This is a genomic window from Streptomyces sp. CA-243310 (assembly GCF_050936775.1).
GTDB lineage: Bacteria > Actinomycetota > Actinomycetes > Streptomycetales > Streptomycetaceae > Streptomyces.
The window spans coordinates 1553940-1572585 of sequence record NZ_JBNJMF010000001.1 but is presented as its reverse complement, the minus strand read 5'-3'; the positions used below and the strand labels follow the sequence as shown (position 1 = coordinate 1572585).

At 70.4% G+C, this 18646-nt stretch carries 14 protein-coding genes; 7 read left to right on the top strand and 7 right to left on the bottom strand.

Annotated features, from left to right (window positions below; translation table 11 throughout):
• Positions 1-19 precede the first annotated feature (19 nt).
• The 3 genes from ACQEVM_RS07460 to ACQEVM_RS07450 all read left to right on the top strand — a co-directional run bounded on the left by ACQEVM_RS07460 (position 20) and on the right by ACQEVM_RS07450 (position 4749).
• The gene (locus ACQEVM_RS07460; protein ID WP_433076253.1) at positions 20-1480 is read left to right on the top strand and encodes a maltokinase N-terminal cap-like domain-containing protein; all 1461 of its coding nucleotides are present in this window, start codon (positions 20-22) and stop codon (positions 1478-1480) included.
• Positions 1477-3762, top strand: a complete 2286-nt coding sequence (gene glgB / locus ACQEVM_RS07455; RefSeq protein ID WP_433076251.1) for a 1,4-alpha-glucan branching enzyme — start codon at positions 1477-1479, stop codon at positions 3760-3762. Before ACQEVM_RS07460 ends, glgB begins: the two co-directional genes overlap by 4 nt.
• Positions 3763-4059: 297 nt before the next feature.
• Complete coding sequence (locus ACQEVM_RS07450) at positions 4060-4749, top strand: XRE family transcriptional regulator (RefSeq protein ID WP_433076249.1); 690 nt, start codon at positions 4060-4062, stop codon at positions 4747-4749.
• 146 nt (positions 4750-4895) lie between these two features.
• On the opposite strand, the gene ACQEVM_RS07445 is transcribed toward ACQEVM_RS07450, so the two are convergent.
• Positions 4896-5921, bottom strand: coding sequence for an ATP-dependent 6-phosphofructokinase (locus tag ACQEVM_RS07445; RefSeq protein WP_053677521.1), 1026 nt, complete (start codon positions 5919-5921; stop codon positions 4896-4898).
• A gap of 308 nt (positions 5922-6229) precedes the next feature.
• Here ACQEVM_RS07445 and pta point away from each other — a divergent pair, with 308 nt between their 5' ends.
• The 3 genes from pta to pyk all read left to right on the top strand — a co-directional run bounded on the left by pta (position 6230) and on the right by pyk (position 11094).
• Complete coding sequence (gene pta / locus ACQEVM_RS07440; RefSeq protein ID WP_433076246.1) at positions 6230-8320, top strand: phosphate acetyltransferase; 2091 nt, start codon at positions 6230-6232, stop codon at positions 8318-8320.
• 62 nt (positions 8321-8382) lie between these two features.
• The gene (locus ACQEVM_RS07435; protein ID WP_433076244.1) at positions 8383-9597 is read left to right on the top strand and encodes an acetate kinase; all 1215 of its coding nucleotides are present in this window, start codon (positions 8383-8385) and stop codon (positions 9595-9597) included.
• A gap of 63 nt (positions 9598-9660) precedes the next feature.
• Complete coding sequence (pyk, locus tag ACQEVM_RS07430; RefSeq protein ID WP_351384229.1) at positions 9661-11094, top strand: pyruvate kinase; 1434 nt, start codon at positions 9661-9663, stop codon at positions 11092-11094.
• Positions 11095-11202: 108 nt separating this feature from the next.
• On the opposite strand, the gene ACQEVM_RS07425 is transcribed toward pyk, so the two are convergent.
• From ACQEVM_RS07425 to ACQEVM_RS07405, 5 genes are all read right to left on the bottom strand, one after another.
• On the bottom strand, positions 11203-11436 hold the full coding sequence (locus tag ACQEVM_RS07425; protein ID WP_433076242.1) for a hypothetical protein: 234 nt from the start codon (positions 11434-11436) through the stop codon (positions 11203-11205).
• A 108-nt stretch (positions 11437-11544) separates the two neighbouring features.
• Positions 11545-12879, bottom strand: a complete 1335-nt coding sequence (locus tag ACQEVM_RS07420) for a hypothetical protein (protein ID WP_433076240.1) — start codon at positions 12877-12879, stop codon at positions 11545-11547.
• On the bottom strand, positions 12869-13429 hold the full coding sequence (locus ACQEVM_RS07415) for a DUF6114 domain-containing protein (protein ID WP_433076238.1): 561 nt from the start codon (positions 13427-13429) through the stop codon (positions 12869-12871). Before ACQEVM_RS07415 ends, ACQEVM_RS07420 begins: the two co-directional genes overlap by 11 nt.
• A 100-nt stretch (positions 13430-13529) precedes the next feature.
• Positions 13530-14177, bottom strand: coding sequence for a DUF6230 family protein (locus ACQEVM_RS07410; protein ID WP_433076236.1), 648 nt, complete (start codon positions 14175-14177; stop codon positions 13530-13532).
• A 617-nt stretch (positions 14178-14794) separates the two neighbouring features.
• Positions 14795-15784: a tetratricopeptide repeat protein gene (locus tag ACQEVM_RS07405; protein WP_433076234.1), complete on the bottom strand. Its 990-nt coding sequence runs from the start codon at positions 15782-15784 to the stop codon at positions 14795-14797.
• A gap of 353 nt (positions 15785-16137) precedes the next feature.
• On the opposite strand from ACQEVM_RS07405, the gene ACQEVM_RS07400 reads away from it, so the two are divergent.
• Positions 16138-16776, top strand: coding sequence for a TetR/AcrR family transcriptional regulator (locus tag ACQEVM_RS07400; protein WP_433076232.1), 639 nt, complete (start codon positions 16138-16140; stop codon positions 16774-16776).
• A 156-nt stretch (positions 16777-16932) separates the two neighbouring features.
• On the opposite strand, the gene ACQEVM_RS07395 is transcribed toward ACQEVM_RS07400, so the two are convergent.
• A complete protein-coding gene (locus tag ACQEVM_RS07395; RefSeq protein WP_433076230.1) occupies positions 16933-18633 on the bottom strand; it encodes an acyl-CoA mutase large subunit family protein in 1701 nt (566 codons plus the stop codon).
• Positions 18634-18646 lie beyond the last annotated feature (13 nt).

Sequence of the window (18646 nt, the reverse complement as noted above, 5' to 3'; positions counted from 1 at the left end):
GGGGAAAGGACGCGACGCCATGTCGGAGGCTGCATCCGCCCGGAGTCGCCAGGCAAGCCTGGCCGCGGTCCCCATCGGACCGCTCGAACCCATGCTGCGCAACTGGCTGCCGAGGCAGCGCTGGTTCGCCGGAAAGGGGCGCGCCATCACGCGCCTTCGACTGGTCTCGGCAGTCGAACTCCTGCCACCCGGGGCCTCCCCCGGGCTGCTGCACCTGCTCGTCGGCGTGGACGCCGAGGGCAGCTCGGACTGCTACCAACTCCTGCTCGGGGTACGCCCCAACCTGCCGCCGGCGCTCGCGCCCGCCCTGATCGGGCACGCGGAACAGGGACCGTACGCCGGACAGGCCGTCTACGAGGGACTCGGCGATCCGCGGCTCGCCGCGCTGCTGCTGGAACGATTGCGCTCCCCCGGAGTCCTCGGCCCCCTGCGCTTCGAGCGGGACCCGGGAGCCCTGATCCCGGCCGCGCCGACGCCCCGGCCGCTGTCCGGGGAACAGACCAACTCCTCGTTGATCTACGGGGATTCACACATCCTCAAGGTGTTCCGCCGGGTCGGCCCGGGAGTCAACCCCGACCTGGAGCTGCCCAGGGCGCTGGCCGCCGCGGGCTGTGCCCGGGTGCCCGCGCCGGTCGCCTGGTACGAGGCCGAACTGCCCGGTTCCGAACCGCTGACCCTGGGCGTGCTCCAGCCGTACCTGCGCGGCTCCGACGACGGCTGGCAACTCGCGCTGCGCCGGCTCGGCGCCGGGGCCGACTTCACCGCCGAGGCCCACGCGCTGGGCCGGGCCACCGCCGAGGTGCACGACGCCCTCGCCGACGCCCTGCCCACCGTGGCGCTGGGGCCGGAACAGACCGCGCGGCTCGCCGCCGGGATGACCGCCCGACTGGCCGCGACCGCCAGGGAGGTGCCCGCGCTGCGACCGTACGAGGCGGGGCTGCGCGGTGCCTTCGACGCCCTGGCCGCCTCGCGGGGCGGCGGGGTGTCCGCCCAGCGCATCCACGGGGACCTGCACCTGGGGCAGACCCTGCGCACCGTCGAGGGCAGTTGGGCGCTGATCGACTTCGAGGGCGAGCCGGCCAGGCCGCTGGCCGACCGGCGGCGCCCCGAACCGGCGGTGCGGGACATCGCCGGGATACTGCGCTCCTTCGACTACGCGGCCCGCTCCCACCGGCCGTTCGCCCCCGCCTGGGCGGACGCCTGCCGGGCGGCGTACTGCGAGGGCTACGCCCGCACGAGCGGCAGCGACCCCCGCGAGGACCCCGTGCTGCTGCGCGCCTACGAGACGGACAAGGCGGTGTACGAGGCCCGCTACGAGTCCCGGCACCGCCCCGACTGGCTGCACGTCCCGATGGCGGCGATCCGGCGCCTGTCCGAACCCCAGCGGCCCGCTCACCGGCCGGGACACCCCGTGTCCCCGCCGACCACCCCAGGCTCCACCACCCCCCATCCGAAGCCCCCGAGGAGGCCGCTCGCGTGAGCGCCGCACGACAGCCGTCACCGACCGTCCGCGACGAATCCGGGGTCACCCCCGAGCCCGTTCGGAAGGCCCGCGCGCCCCGGGCCCGCAAGGCCGCGCCACCCCACGGGGTCCGGCCGGCGCCCGCGCTGGGGGCCGAGGAACGTGCCCGGCTGCTGGAGGGCCGTCACCACGACCCGCACGCGGTGCTCGGCGCCCGGGCCCGGCGCGGCGGGGTGGCCTTCCGGGTGCTGCGCCCCTACGCGAAGGCGGTGACGGTCCTCGGCAAGGGGCTGCGCGCCGAGTTGTTCGACGACGGGGACGGGTTGTTCTCCGGGCTGTTGCCGTTGTCCGGCGTGCCGGAGTACCGGCTCCTGGTGGCCTACGACAGCGACGAGATCGAGGTCCACGACCCGTACCGGTTCCTGCCGGCGCTCGGCGAGTTGGACCTGCACCTGATCGGCGAGGGCCGGCACGAGGAGCTGTGGACGGCGCTGGGCTCGGAGCCGATGGAGCACCAGGGCGTGGCCGGCACCCGGTTCACGGTGTGGGCGCCGAACGCCCAGGGGGTGCGGGTCACCGGCGACTTCTCGTACTGGGACTCCGTGGCGTACCCCATGCGTTCGCTGGGCTCGACCGGGGTGTGGGAGCTGTTCCTGCCGGGTGTCGGCGAGGGCACCATGTACAAGTACGACATCACGCGCCCGGACGGCAGCCACACCGTGCGCGCCGACCCGATGGCGCGGTACGCGGAGGTCCCGCCGGCGAACGCGTCGGTGGTCACCGCCTCGCACCACACGTGGCAGGACACGCAGTGGATGGCCACGCGCGGGCTCCGTCCGCCGCACCAGGCCCCGCTGTCCGTGTACGAGCTGCACCTCGCGTCGTGGCGGCCGGGGCTGTCGTACCGGCAGCTGGCCGAGCAGCTCCCGGCGTACGTCAAGGAGCTGGGCTTCACGCACGTGGAGCTGATGCCGGTCGCGGAGCACCCCTTCGGCGGTTCCTGGGGTTACCAGGTCACCGGATTCTTCGCGCCGACGTCGCGGATGGGCACCCCGGACGACTTCCGGTTCCTGGTGGACGCGCTGCACCGGGCCGGGATCGGGGTGATCGTCGACTGGGTGCCCGCGCACTTCCCGCGCGACGAGTGGGCGCTCGCCGAGTTCGACGGCCGGCCGCTGTACGAGCACCACGACCCGCAGCGGGCGGCGCACCCGGACTGGGGGACGCTGGAGTTCGACTACGGGCGCAAGGAGGTCCGCAACTTCCTCGTGGCGAACGCGGTGTACTGGTGCCAGGAGTTCCACGTGGACGGCCTGCGGGTGGACGCGGTCGCCTCGATGCTCTACCTGGACTACTCGCGCTCCGAGGGCGAGTGGACGCCGAACGAGCACGGCGGCCGGGAGAACCTGGACGCGGTGGCCCTGCTCCAGGAGATGAACGCGACGGTGTACCGGCGGTGCCCGGGCGTGATGACGATCGCGGAGGAGTCCACGGCGTGGGAGGGCGTGACCCGGCCGACGGACGCGGGCGGGCTGGGCTTCGGCCTGAAGTGGAACATGGGCTGGATGCACGACACGCTGCGGTACGTGTCGAAGGAGCCGGTGCACCGCAAGTACCACCACCACGACATGACCTTCGCGATGGTGTACGCGTACAGCGAGAACTACGTGCTGCCGATCTCGCACGACGAGGTGGTGCACGGCAAGCGCTCGCTGGTGTCGAAGATGCCGGGCGACTGGTGGCAGCAGCGGGCGGCGCACCGCGCGTACCTGGCCTTCATGTGGGCCCACCCGGGCAAGCAACTGCTCTTCATGGGGCAGGAGTTCGCGCAGGGGTCGGAGTGGTCCGAGACGTACGGGCCCGACTGGTGGGTGCTGGACGAGTCCTATCCGGCGGCCGGTGACCACCGCGGCGTGCGCAACCTGGTGCGCGACCTGAACCGCGCGTACACGGCGGCGCCCGCGCTGTGGGAGCGGGACACGGTGCCGGAGGGCTTCGCCTGGGTGGAGGCGGACGCGGCCGACGACAACGTCTTCGCGTTCCTGCGGTTCGCCCAGGACGGCTCGCAGTTGTTGGCGGTGTCGAACTTCTCGCCGGTGGTGCGTCACGGCTACCGGCTCGGGGTTCCGGAGGAGGTCCCGCTGTGGCGGGAGGTCCTGAACACCGACGAGGAGCGGTACGGCGGCAGCGGTGTGCGGCACCTCCAGTCGCTGCGGCCCGATCCGGTTCCGGCACAGGGGCGGCCGGCGAGCCTGCGGCTGACGCTGCCGCCGATGGCGACGGTGTGGTTCAGGCCGTAGTCACGCCCCCCTTTTCCGGGGCCCTCGCCACCCCCGTGCGCGAGGGCCCCGGATGGGATCACGGACCGGCCGTATGGCCGGTTCACGCTCTGTGACGGGGATCACTCCACGAGTGCGGAGGTATCGGCGAAATGGAGTGGCTGAATCCGTACGCTGGAAATGGATCTTCCGACCACCCCGATTACCGGACAGTCGCCAGGAAACCGGCATAAAGCCCCGATTTCCATAGGACTTTCCTACGAGTTATCAGCTTGTTTGAATGGTCTGTAGTCGATATGGCTCAGCCACTCCTACGGTGTGCTTGTGCACTCCAGCCCCCCCTTCAATGCCCCCGCCGCGCGTCGCCTGCGCGCGGCCCTGGGCATGGCGCCCGGCCACGTCGCTTATGGCCTGCGCGCCCAGTACGGACTGAATGTCGCGCCCGAAACCGTGATGGCCTGGGAGCGGGGCGAGGTCTCACCCACTTCCACCGAGCTCACGGCGCTCGCCGGCGTGCTCTGGTGTTCCCCCGGGGAACTCATCGCGGAGCCGATCACGCTGCGGGAGCATCGAATGGCCAGGGGGATGGCCGCCGAGGAATTGGCCCGGCGCATCGGTTTGGAGACGAACTCCTACCAGAAAATGGAGGACACCGGCCGCTGGAAGGGAAACGAGCGGCAGTCCGCCGCCCTCGCCTCGACGCTGGGACTGACCCTGGCCCAGTTCGTGACGGCGACGGGCAAGCACGAGGAACTGGCCGATCTGTTGCGCAGCGCGGTCACCACCCGCTGGCAGGCCTACGGGAAACCGCTGTCCAAGATGCTGCCGGTGCCGAAGGCGCACCTGGAACGGGTGCTGGAGCGGCTGCACGGCGAGTACCAGTCCCGCATGGTCGCGACCCTGAGCTGGGGCGGCGGTGAGGGCACCGCCGGGACGGGCGATTCCGGCCGGGAGTACCTCGCGGACATCGTGAACCGCTTCTGGGCCGTCGCCGGCGGTGCGGAGTAGGACGCGTTCCGGGCGGTTCGGGAACGCGCCGAAACGGCCCGGGCCGGTCCGCGGGTGGACTCGACCGGGACCGTCCGGCGGGCGGTGCGGGACGCGGGCCCCGCCGGGGTGGACCGGTCACCGGTCGCAAGACGGCCGGTCGCCGGTCAGAAGACGGACTCGGCCTCGTACATGCGGTCCTCCGGGACCGTCTTCAGCTCGGTGACGGCGTGCGCCAGCGGGGCCATCACGATGTCGGTGCCGCGCAGCGCGGTCATGTTGCCGTACTCGCCCCGGTGGACGGCCTCGACGGCGTGCCAGCCGAAGCGGGTGGCGAGCACGCGGTCGTACGCGGTCGGGGTGCCGCCGCGCTGGACGTGGCCGAGGATGACCGGGCGGGCCTCCTTGCCCAGGCGCCGCTCCAGCTCGACCGCGAGGCGGTTGCCGATGCCGGCGAAGCGCTCGTGACCGTACGCGTCGATGGCGCCCTTCTCGTACGGCATGGAGCCCTCGGCCGGGTGCGCGCCCTCGGCGACGCAGATGACGGCGAACTTCTTGCCGCGGGCGAACCGCTCCTCCACCATCTTCACCAGCGCGTCCACCTCGAAGGGCCGCTCCGGCAGGCAGATCCCGTGGGCGCCGCCGGCCATGCCGGACTCCAGGGCGATCCAGCCGGCGTGGCGTCCCATGACCTCGACGACCATCACGCGCTGGTGGGACTCGGCGGTGGTCTTGAGGCGGTCGATGGCCTCGGTGGCGACCATGACGGCGGTGTCGAAGCCGAAGGTGCGGTCCGTGGAGGAGATGTCGTTGTCGATGGTCTTCGGCACTCCGACGACCGGCATCCCCGCCTCCGACAGCATCCGGGCGGCGGTGAGCGTGCCCTCCCCGCCGATCGGGATGAGCGCGTCGATGCCGTAGCGGGTCGCCAATTCGCGGGCGTTCTCGGCCGCTTCGTGCAGGCGCGCCCGCTCCATGCGCGCTGAGCCGAGAATCGTGCCGCCGCGCGCGAGAATGCCGCTGACGGCATTGATGTCGAGCGGGCGGAAGTTGCCGTCGAGGAGGCCCTTGAAACCGTCCTCGAAGCCGATGATCTCGTCTCCGTGACCGACCGCGGCGCGGTGTACGACCGACCGGATGACAGCGTTGAGGCCCGGGCAGTCGCCGCCTGCGGTGAGAACTCCGATACGCATCGTGCTGTGTCTCCTGCTCCTGGTCGTACCTGGCCGTACGCGTGCGGGCACACGGCCGTACATATGAAGGGCGTATTGATGAAGCCTGTCCGATTGTTCCATGGGCCGAGGGTGGGTCGCTCTACGCGCCACTACCCCCGACGGGCCTTTCGGCCCCCCTGGACAGGCCTTTTTCCTGGCGGGCGACCTATCTGCCCGCAGAGGTATTGTCAAGAGGTCAAGCCCATATCAACCGGGTCAACCGACTCGGAGATCCGCGCGCGGCGCCCAGGAACCGCGCCGCGGCGACACATGGACGGAGAGCACGCGTGACGCGCAGCGTGTACGTGACCGGTATCGAGCGGGGGGACGGCCGGCAGGTCGTCGAGCTGGGAATCATGGAGCTGCTGACCCGCCAGACAGCCCGGGTCGGCGTCTACCGTCCGTTGTTGCACGACGCTCCGGACCGGCTCTTCGACCTGCTGAAGGCCCGCTACCGGATCGACCAGGACGCGGCGACGGCCCATGGCATGGAGTACCACGAGGCCTGGGCCATCCAGGCCGAGAAGGGTACCGACGAACTGGTCTCCCGGCTCGTCGACCGCTACCACCGGGTGGCCCGCGACTACGAGGTCATGCTCGTCCTCGGCACCGACTACGCCGACACCAACCTCCCGGACGAGCTCGCGCTGAACGCCCGCCTCGCCAACGAGCTGGGGGCCGTGGTCGTGCCCGTCGTGGGCGGCACCAAGCACCCCGCCGAGGCCGTGCGCGCCGAGACCCGCAACGCGTACCGGGCGTACGAGAGCCTGGGCTGCCACGTCGTGGCGATGGTCGTCAACCGGGTTGTGGCCGAGGACCGGGACCACATCGCCGAGCGACTGGCCGCCCGGATGCCGGTGCCCTGCTACGTGCTGCCGGACGACAAGTCGCTCTCCGCGCCGACCGTCGCCGAGATCACCCGCGCGCTCGGCGGCGAGGTGCTGCTGGGCGACGAGGCCGGGCTGGCGCGCGACGCGGTGGACTTCGTGTTCGGCGGGGCGATGCTGCCGAACTTCCTCAACGCGCTGACCCCCGGATGTCTGGTGGTCACCCCCGGAGACCGGTCCGACCTGGTCGTGGGCGCGCTGGCCGCGCACACCTCCGGCACCCCGCCGATCGCCGGCGTGCTGCTGACGCTCAACGAGCGGCCGACGCCGGCCGTGCTGACGCTGGCCTCGAAGCTCGCGCCGGGCACCCCGGTGGTCTCGGTCGCCGGCAACAGTTTCCCCACGGCCGCGGAACTCTTCTCGCTGCAGAGCCGGTTGAACTCGGCGACCCCGCGCAAGCTGGAGACCGCGCTCGGCCTGTTCGAGCGTCACGTGGACACCGCCGAGCTGCGCGACCTGCTGTCGGTGGCGCGCTCCGAGCGCGTCACCCCGATGATGTTCGAGCACGAGCTGCTGGAGCGGGCCCGTTCCGAGCGCCGCCGCGTGGTGCTGCCCGAGGGCGCCGAGGAGCGGGTGCTGCGCGCCGCGGACGTGGTGCTGCGGCGCGGGGTCTGCGACCTGACCCTGCTCGGCGAGGAGCAGGCGATCGTGAAGAAGGCCGCCGACCTGGGCATCGACATCTCGGGGGCCCAGCTGATCGACCCGGCGACCTCTCCCCTGCGGGAACGATTCGCCGAGTACTACGCCCAAGTTCGCGCCCACAAGGGCATGACCGTCGAGCTGGCCCACGACGTGGTCACCGACGTCAACTACTTCGGCACCCTGATGGTCCAGGAGGGCCTGGCCGACGGCATGGTCTCCGGCTCGGTGCACTCCACCGCCGCGACGATCCGCCCGGCCTTCGAGATCATCAAGACGAAGCCCGACGCCTCCATCGTCTCCTCGGTCTTCTTCATGTGCCTGGCCGACAAGGTTCTCGTCTACGGGGACTGCGCGGTCAACCCGGACCCGGGCGCCGAGCAGCTCGCGGACATCGCCGTCCAGTCGGCCGCCACCGCCGCCGCCTTCGGCGTCGAGCCGCGGATCGCGATGCTCTCGTACTCCACCGGCACGTCCGGCTCCGGAGCGGACGTCGACAAGGTGCGCAAGGCCACCGAGATCGTCCGCGAGCTGCATCCCGACCTGCTGATCGAGGGTCCGATCCAGTACGACGCCGCCGTGGAACCCTCGGTCGCCGCGACCAAGCTGCCCGAGTCGGAGGTGGCCGGCCGCGCGAGCGTGCTGATCTTCCCCGACCTGAACACGGGCAACAACACGTACAAGGCCGTGCAGCGCTCGGCGGGAGCCGTCGCGGTCGGCCCGGTCCTCCAGGGCCTGCGCAAGCCGGTCAACGACCTCTCGCGCGGCGCCCTGGTCCAGGACATCGTCACCACCGTGGCGATCACCGCGATCCAGGCCCAGACGCAGCAGGCGCAGCAGCCGGCCGGCTGACCCGCAGGCCACCGCCACCGCCACCCCCACGAGTCCCCCACACACGAGAAGGCACCGCACCCGTGACCGCATCGCGCGTACTCGTCCTCAACTCCGGCTCCTCGTCGGTGAAGTACCAGCTCCTCGACATGGCGGACTCCCGCCGTCTCGCCGTCGGGCTGGTGGAGCGGATCGGGGAGGAGACCTCGCGTCTGGTCCACGAACCCCTGACCGGCCCCGGCGCCGCCGGCGGCAAGCGCGAGCGGGTGGGCGCGATCTCCGACCACGAGGCCGCGCTGCGGGCGGTGGCCGAGGAGCTGGCCGCCGACGGCCTGGGCCTGGACTCCCCCGAACTCGCGGCCGTGGGGCACCGGGTCGTGCACGGCGGCACCGAATTCACGCGGCCGACGGTGATCGACGACGAGGTGCTGGCGGAGATCCGCAGCCTGATCCCGCTCGCCCCGCTGCACAATCCGGCGAACGTGACCGGCATCGAGGTGGCCCGCTCGCTGCGCGCCGACCTGCCGCAGGTGGCCGTGTTCGACACCGCCTTCCACTCGACGATGCCGGAGCACGTGGCCCGGTACGCGATCGACGCCGAGACGGCGGACAAGTACTCCATCCGGCGGTACGGCTTCCACGGCACCTCCCACGCCTACGTCTCGCGGGCCACGGCCGAGCTGCTCGGCCGGCCGGTGGAGGACGTGAACGTGATCGTGCTGCACCTGGGCAACGGCGCCTCGGCCTCGGCCGTGCGCGGCGGGGTGTGCGTGGAGACGTCCATGGGGCTGACCCCGCTGGAGGGCCTGGTCATGGGGACCCGCTCCGGCGACCTGGATCCGGCCGTGATCTTCCACCTGGCGCGGGTGGGCGGCCTCTCGGTGGATGAGATCGATTCGCTCCTGAACAAGAAGAGCGGTCTGCTGGGGATGTGCGGCGACAACGACATGCGCGAGGTGCTGCGGCGCGCGGGCGAGGGCGACGAGGCGGCGGCGACCGCCTTCGCCGCCTACGTCCACCGTCTGAAGAAGTACATCGGCGCCTACTCGGCCGTGCTCGGCCGGGTGGACGCGGTGGCGTTCACGGCGGGCGTGGGCGAGAACGCCCACCAGGTCCGGGAGGCCGCGGTCGACGGGCTGGCCGAGCTGGGCCTCGCGCTCGACCTGGAGGCCAACGCGGCGCGGTCCTCCGAGCCGCGCCTGATCTCGACGGAGTACGCCCGGGTGGCCGTGGCCGTGGTCCCGACGGACGAGGAACTGGAGATCGCCGCCCAGACGTACGCGCTGGTTACTCAGTAGTCACTTGGACTTTCCACCAGACGGAATATTCCGCTGCGAAACAAACCGGATAGGATCCGCTCCATGCGCCGTTCCAAAATCGTCTGCACCCTGGGCCCCGCCGTCGACTCGTATGAGCAGCTGAAAGCTCTCATCGAGGCAGGCATGAACGTGGCCCGATTCAACTTCAGCCACGGATCCCAGGCAGAACACCAGGAGCGGTACGACCGCGTCCGGAAGGTCTCCGAGGACACCGGGCGTGCCGTCGGCGTCCTCGCCGACCTCCAGGGTCCGAAGATCCGCCTGGAGACCTTCGCCGAGGGTCCCGTCGAGCTGGTGCGCGGTGACGAGTTCACCATCACCACCGAGGACGTCCCCGGCGACAAGTCCATCTGCGGAACCACCTACAAGGGCCTGCCCGGCGACGTCTCCCAGGGCGACCCGATCCTGATCAACGACGGCAACGTCGAACTCCGCGTGACCGCGGTCGAGGGTTCCAAGGTCAAGACCATCGTCATCGAGGGCGGTGTCATCTCGGACCACAAGGGCATCAACCTGCCGGGTGCCGCCGTCAACGTCCCCGCCCTGTCGGAGAAGGACGTCGACGACCTGCGCTTCGCGCTGCGGATGGGCTGCGACATGGTCGCCCTGTCCTTCGTCCGCGACGCCAACGACGTCAAGGACGTCCACAAGGTCATGGACGAGGTCGGCCGCCGGGTCCCCGTCATCGCCAAGGTGGAGAAGCCCCAGGCCGTCGAGAACATGGCGGCCGTGGTGGACGCCTTCGACGCCGTCATGGTGGCCCGCGGCGACCTGGCCGTCGAGTATCCGCTCGAAAAGGTCCCGATGGTCCAGAAGCGGCTCATCGAGATGTGCCGCCGCAACGCCAAGCCGGTGATCGTCGCGACCCAGATGATGGAGTCGATGATCACCAACTCGCGCCCGACGCGCGCCGAGGCCTCCGACGTCGCCAACGCCATCCTCGACGGCGCGGACGCGGTCATGCTGTCCGCCGAGTCCTCGGTCGGCGCCTACCCGATCGAGACCGTCAAGACGATGTCGAAGATCGTCACGGCGGCCGAGGAGGAACTGCTCTCCAAGGGCCTCCAGCCGCTGGTCCCGGGCAAGAAGCCCCGCACCCAGGGTGGCGCCGTCGCCCGCGCGGCCTGCGAGATCGCCGACTTCCTCGACGCGAAGGCCCTCGTCGCCTTCACCCAGTCCGGCGACACGGCCCGCCGCCTGTCGCGCTACCGCGCGTGCCAGCCGATCCTGGCCTTCACCACCGACACCGGCACCCGCAACCAGCTCACGCTGAGCTGGGGCGTCGAGTCCTACGTGGTCCCGCACGTGGACAACACCGACGCGATGGTCGACCTGGTGGACGCGGAGCTGCTGAAGCTCAACCGCTACCACCCGGGCGACTCGATGATCATCACGGCCGGCTCCCCTCCCGGCGTCCCGGGCACGACCAACATGGTCCGCGTCCACCACCTGGGCGGCGACGACTCCCGCGCCTGACCGACCCGACCGGCCGGACCGACCCGACCGGCTCTGCCGCACAGAGGCCGAGGCCCGCTCCCCCGTGGGGGAGCGGGCCTCGGTGTTTGCGGGGGCTGCGTACGGCCGCTACTCCCCGCCGGGGTCGATCTCCCGGCCCGTGGAGTCCCAGACCCGCAGGAAGCCGTAGCCCTCCTGGGTCAGGATCAGGGCGCCGCCCCGGAGGTGGACCGAGCTCGGCGGATCGGACTCGGCGAACTCGACGTCGATCCAGTCGCCCGGAGGGACGAGGCACTGGCCGCCGATGATCTCGAAGTGGACCATCAGCGGTTCGTCGTGGTTGGCGTGGAAACGGGTTCTCATGGCACATCGTCCCAGTGCCGGAGCAACGATCGGGCAGCACACGGACGACTGAGGCCCGCTCCGGGAGGGGAGCGGGCCTCAGTCATGCGTGCGGGGTGAGCGGGGGTTCTACTCCGCCGGACCGATGTAGTTCTTGAGGCCCGGGACCGTGAGGTTGCCGCCGAACTGGCCGGCCTGGACGACCTTGACGTTCGTGAAGAACGCGAAGGGGACGTTCAGGGGCGGCGGGCTGTTCGGGGTGAACTCGATCGGGATCAGACCGAAGAGGTTTCCCTTGAGGCTCTCGGTGTACATCGTCACCGTGCCGCCGCGGATGGTGGACGTGGAGCCCGGACGCGACTTCAGGTGGGCGACGTTCCCCTCCTTGCCGACGGTCTGGTACAGGTCCTTGATGTCCAGGGAGTCCGCCGTGAACTTCAGGACCTTCTTGACCTTGCCGCCCGCCGTCTTCACCTCGACGATGCCCGCGTAGTCCAGGCCGTAGAGGGTCAGTCGGGAGCTGTCGAGGTACCAGGGCTCGTCGGGCAGGAGCGGGATGCCCGGCTCCAGCTTGGCGTCGGCCAGCGCCTTGGCGTCGAGGGTCGGGCAGGGGAAGGGTTCCTTCCCGTCCACGTCCTTGGTCGCCGAGGTCGAGGGAGAGGGGGACGGCGAGGTCTTGTCCTCGTCGTCGTCCTTCTTCTCGTCGTCCTTGTCCTTGTCGGCCTTGTCCTTGTCGGTGGCCTTGCCCGTCTCGTCCTTGGGGGACTTGGCGGTGTCCTTGACGCCCTGGGGCAGTTCCTCGACCTTGGCCCCCGCCTGCTTCGCCGCCTCGCGGATCGCGTCCGCCGACGGGTCGGGCTTGGGTGCGGTGGACGTGGTGGGCGCCGGGGTGGCCGGCTTCTGCGCGTCCTTGAGGGGCTTGCCCAGCTCGTCGAAGAAGTCCTTGACCTTGTCGCCCACACCCAGCGGGTCGAGCGGGTTCGTGGGCTTGGTCGCGGAGGCGGACGGCGGCGGGGAGGCGCTCGCGGACGGGGTGGCCGCCGGAGTGCTCTGCTTCGCCTTCTCGGGCGTGGTGGGCTTGGAGGCGGACGGCTTCGTACCGGGCTTCGGTGCCACCGCGCTCGCGCCGGGCGCGGGGGTCGCGCTCGGCGACGTGCTCGCACTGGCGCTCGGCGAAGGCGACTTGGAGGCGGACGGCGAGGCCGACTCCGCGGGCTCGTCGGACCGCGTCACGCAGGGACCGGGCGCGAAGGGGATGTCCTTGTCGTCGGCCAGGGCCAGCTTGGGGGCCATGCCCATCCCGACGAACACGGCGGTCGGCATGGCCGCCAGTGCCATCGTCTTGCCGACGGGTATCTGGAACTTGGTCAGCAGCGACTTCCTGGGCGCCGCGTGTCGCGGGCCTTTTCTCTCACGGGACTCCGCATCTGGGGCCGAACCCCGCTGCGTCTCGTCACCCCGCACTGTTCCTCCCGCCATCGGCGTGGGCAGTCGTCTCGGTCGCGTAAGCCGTTTCCGTGTCGCGGGGACCGGGGACGGCCAGGTACGCACCGTCCGCGAGCGCTTCGTCCTTGCCCGTGGAGTCGTCTTCTTCCTCGGCGACCGGCTTGCCGGGGGCCCAGGAGAGCGCGAGGGTCCCACCCAGCAGGGAGAAGAGGAAGCCGATGAAGAAGCCACCGAGGTTGGACACCGGGAGGGACAGCAGGGCCAGGAGGATCGCGGCGACACCGGCGAAGACCCGGATGGTCTGCTGGAACCAGAGGGCGAGGCCCAGGGTGACCAGCAGTACGCCGATGATCAGCGAACTGGAGCCCGTGGTCGTCGCCATGGCGAGGGAGACGTTGCCCAACCGGAGGTCCGCGTACGGGAAGTACATGATCGGGATGCCACCGACGAGGGTGAACAGTCCTGCCCAGAATGGGCGTTGACCCCTCCAGGCACGGAAGTGGTGGCGTCCCACGGTGAGCCAGTGGGCGTCTGCGTCTGCGGCGCGAACCGGGGCCTCGGGGTTCATGGACAACAGCTCCCTGGAAACGGTGGTACGGAAAACTGTGTGGAGACCGGGAGGGTCGGCGACGACATCCACCGGCCCTCCCGGCCACTCACCGGTCCGACTACTTGACGTCGGAGTCCTTGTAGCACGGCTGGTCACCACTGAGCAGGCGCAGCTTGAGGTCGGGCAGCGTGAAGGTACCCGCCGTCGTCGCCCACGCCTTCTGACGCACCTTGGTCAGCGTGGCCGTCTTGGCCCGCTGGGAGAACATGGCACCGTCGGACACCGAGCCGGGCTTCGGCTTGGTGGTGTGGCTGCCGTCGTTCACCGCGACACCGATGTCAAGGTCGGTGAAGGTGGCGTCCGCGTCCAGCTCGGCGACATCGAGGTAGATGTTCTTGGCAACGGCGGCTTCGCCCTTGTTGCCCGTCCGCAGCTGGAGCGTGATGTTGCCGAGCGGAGTCGGCGTCACCAGGGACTGGCACATGTTGGTGATCTTGGCCGAGCTGAAGCCCGAGACCGTCACCGGGTGGTAGGACTTCTTGTCGCTGCCAAGAGTGGCACCCTCGGCGATGCTGCCGTACTGGATCAGGTTGTCACCGACGAGCTCGTCGGCCGAGACCTTGAAGTCCTGGCCCGAGACGCTGAAGGACGCCGCGAGGGCACCCTGCGCCAGACCCACACCGACCGCGGCCGTGGCCGCGATGCTCGGCACCATGACGAGAGCGAAGCGCTTCCATCTGGTCCCACCACGAACCTGAGAACTCATTTTCGTTCCTCCTTCTCGGACGTACATCTCCGGTCCGGGCAGTGCCCGTCCTGGGATGGGAGAAGTGCTACGTCCTCGGGAAGAAGCGCGAGCGGCCGAGCCGCGACCAGGCCGCGTCCGTACACAGGCGTTCACCCCCGAGCGACAACCACTGGGCCACGCGTTCGCGCAACCTGGGGGGACAGGCCCTGCCGGTGCGGCAAGTACCCCCCTGTCCCACGGCCGGTGCCACTGCCACAGGCCGACTCGGTGGGGACCCTCCACCGCGGCTCCGGATGAGCGGCTCTGCGGGAAGGACCGAGCGTGGCCGATCGTGGTCCATTCACGGCCGGGGCACAAGGGGGTTCGTTACTGGCGGGTAACGGCTGGATAACCGGAGTGAGGCCCACTGTTGTCGGGGGGCAACGCAGGGTGTCACCCAGGGCCACGACAAACGGGGAACGAGCGAACCAACCGGACAGATCGCGGGGTTCGACTTACTGCGAGTAACAGCAGCCGGGATTACCAAGTTTTGGTAAAGGGCGGCCGCTGTTTCTCTCCGTGTCAATAAATCGTCGGTGACCCGTCGATCTCGGGGGACGCCCCCGGACCGGCCACGGACCGCTTCCGGACCGGACCTAGAAGAGCACCCGCGCGAGCGCCGTACGGGCCGCCGACACCCGGGGGTCGTCCGCCCCGATGACTTCGAACAGTTCCAGCAGCCTCAGGCGTACCGTGTCCCGGTCGTCACCGAACGTCACCCGTACGGTGTCCACCAGGCGACCGAAGGCGTCCTCGACATGACCGCCGACCAGGTCCAGGTCGGCCGCGGCGATCTGCGCCGCCGGGTCCTTGGGGTTCTCGGCGGCCGCGGTGCGCACCGCCTGCGGATTCATGTCCTGGACCCGGACGAGGAGTTCCGCCTGGGCGAGGCCCAGCTTCGCCTCGGTGTTGGCCGGGGAGTCGGCCAGTACGCTCTTGTACGCCTGGACCGCGCCGGCCAGGTCGCCCGCGTCGAGCGCGACGACGGCCGCCTCCAGCAGTGCGTCGTACGGGCCGACGGGCTCGGCGGTCTCGACCGGGGCCCGTTCGGCGCTCGGGTCGACCTGGACGCCGATGAGACCGAAGCGCTCCTCCGCGACCTGGACCAGCTGGGCCAGGGTCTCGCGGATCTGCTGCTCGGGGGCCGCACCCTGGAACAGGGGCAGCACCTGGCCGGCGACCACGGCGAAGACGGCCGGGATGCCCTGGATGCCGAACTGCTGCATGAGCAGCTGGTTGGCGTCGACGTCCACCTTGGCCAGGACGAGGCGACCGTTCGCCTCGACGGTCAGCCGCTCCAGGAGCGGGCTGAGTTGCTTGCACGGCTCACACCACTCGGCCCAGAAGTCGACGACGACGGGTACCTGGTCGGAGAGCTGGATGACATCGCGGTCGAAACCGGCCTCGTCTACGTCGATGACGAGCGCGGACGGCGGTACGGCGCCGGTGGGCGAGGCGTCCGCTCCGGCGCCGCCCTGGCGGTTCGCCTCGGCGCGCGCCTGCTCGGCCTTCGCCTTGGCTTCGCCGGCGGCCTTCACCGCGGCGAGGTCGACGACGCCGCTCATGGACATGTTTCTGGGCTGCATGCGTACATCCTCCCCCGTGTGCGCGCGCCGACGAAAAAGATCGGACAAGATCGCGTGAGGAATTCCCGCACGCACCCGATCGGTGTTACCCGTGGTGTTCGTGTTGCCTGTGTTGCCGCTGCACCGCTGCTCCCCCCGCTGACGCGGTGGAGCAGCGCCTGTGCCGCTTCGGTACTGCCTTGCTTTCCTGAGGTCGGCACCAGGTCCCCACCCGGCGCCCGTAGCCTTCGCGTGGTTGTCGCTCTTACGCTACGAGCCGTAGCGTAACTCCCCCGGACCTCCGGCGCTCCGTGATCTGAACCACAGTGAACGGGCCCCCGACGGCCCACCTACTGGCGGGTATGGTCACCGCCATGCGCAACCCCAGCCCCGGCACCAGCTCCCCGCAAGGCCGCACCGGCCGCCCCCGCAGCGCGGCGGCGGACGAGGCGATCCTCGCCGCGACGCGGGACGCGCTGGTCGAGCTGGGCTGGTCGAAGCTGACGATGGGCGACGTGTCGGCCCGTGCGGGCGTCGCGAAGACCACCCTGTACCGGCGGTGGGCGGGCAAGAACGAGCTGGTGGTCGACGCGGTCGCGGAACTCTTCGACGCGCTCGAACTGCCCGACCGGGGCTCGTTGGAAGCGGACATCGAGTACGTGGTGCTGCGGTTCGCGGAGTTGCTGCGGCGGCCGGAGGCCCGTACGGCCCTGATGGCGGTGGTCGCCGAGTCCACCCGGGACGAGGCCCTGCGGGACCGGATCCGGTCGGCCATCGTCGATCGGCAGAAACGTCTCGTCGTACTGGGGCGCGAGCGCGCGCAGGCGCGGGGCGAACTCCCCTACGAGGCGGACGAGTCCCTGGCGAACCACACCACGGACCTGATCTTCGACGTGATCGCGGGCACGGTGGTGCACCGGGCACTGGTCAGCTCGGAGCCGGTGGACGAGCTGTGGGTGGCCACCTTCACGGCCCTGCTGATGCACGGCCTCCAGGGCACGACACCGGCCTGAGCGGGCCCGGGGCCGCGACGGTGACCGAAGGGCCACGACCGCGACCGGTGCCGCGGCACACGCGAAAGCCGGCCGCGGCGCCACCCTGCGGGGCGCCACGACCGGCTGTCACGAACGAGGGGATCCCCTGCGGATCGGGGATCAGCGGATCGGGGATCAGAAGCCGGGCGGCTCGGTGTACGTGCCCCACTCGTCCCGCAGGACGTTGCAGATCTCGCCCATGGTGGCCTCGGCTCGCACCGCGTCCAACATGGCCGGGATCATGTTCGATCCGTCCCGGGCGGCGGCCAGCATGGTGTCCAGCGAGGCCTTGACCTTGGCGTCGTCACGCCGTCCCTTGCGCGCGGCCAGCTCCTCGACCTGGACGCGCTCCACCTCGTGGCTGACGCGGAGGATCTCCAGGTCGCCGGTGACCGATCCGTGGTGGACGTTGACGCCGACGACCCGCTTGTCGCCCTTCTCCAGGGACCGTTGGTAGGTGAAGGCCGATTCGGCGATCTCGCCGGTGAACCAGCCGTCCTCGATGCCGCGCAGGATGCCCGAGGTGATCGGCCCGATGGGGTGCCGTCCGTCCGGATGGGCGCGCAGTCCGCGCTCCTTGATCTGGTCGAAGATCTTCTCCGCGTCGGCCTCGATGCGGTCGGTGAGCTGCTCGACGTACCAGGAACCGCCCAGCGGGTCGGCCACGTTGGCCACGCCGGTCTCCTCCATCAGCACCTGCTGCGTGCGCAGGGCGATCTCGGCGGCCTGCTCGCTCGGCAGCGCGAGGGTCTCGTCGAGGGCGTTGGTGTGCAGCGAGTTGGTGCCGCCGAGGACGGCCGCGAGGGCTTCGACGGCGGTCCGCACGACGTTGTTGTACGGCTGTTGGGCGGTGAGGGAGACGCCGGCGGTCTGGGTGTGGAAGCGCAGCCACATCGTCTTGTCCGACTGGGCGGCATAGACCTCCTTCATCCAGCGGGCCCAGATCCTGCGGGCGGCGCGGAACTTGGCGATCTCCTCGAAGAAGTCGAGGTGCGCGTCGAAGAAGAAGGAGAGGCCGGACGCGAAGTGATCGACGTCCAGGCCGCGGGAGAGGCCCAGCTCCACGTAGCCGAAGCCGTCGGCGAGCGTGTAGGCGAGTTCCTGCGCGGCCGTGGCTCCGGCCTCGCGGATGTGGTAGCCGGAGACGGACAGCGGCTTGTAGGCCGGGATGCCGTTCGCGCAGTACTCCATGAGGTCGCCGATGAGGCGCAGGTGCGGCTCGGGTTCGAAGAGCCACTCCTTCTGGGCGATGTACTCCTTGAAGATGTCGGTCTGGAGCGTGCCGTTGAGCACGGCAGGATCGACGCCCTGGCGCTCGGCGGCGACCAGGTACATGCAGAAGGCGGGGACGGCGGGGCCACTGATGGTCATCGAGGTGGTGACGTCGCCGAGCGGGATGTCCTTGAACAGGATCTCCATGTCGGCGGCGGAGTCGATGGCCACACCGCAGTGTCCGACCTCGCCGAGGGCGCGGGGGTCGTCGGAGTCGCGTCCCATCAGGGTCGGCATGTCGAAGGCGACGGAGAGTCCGCCGCCGCCGGCGGCCAGGATCATCTTGTAGCGCTCGTTGGTCTGCTCGGCGTTGCCGAACCCGGCGAACTGCCGGATCGTCCAGGTCCGCCCCCGGTACCCGGTGGCGTGCAGGCCCCGGGTGTAGGGGTACTCCCCCGGCCAGCCGATGCGCTCGAATCCCTCGTACGAGTCGCCGGGTCGGGGCCCGTAGACGGGATCGACGGCATCGCCGGAGAGCGTCGTGAAATCGGCCTCGCGCTTGCGGGCTTTGTCGTACCGGGCCTGCCAGCGACGGCGGCCCTCCTCGATGGCGTCAGCGTCCATACTCATGAATTTA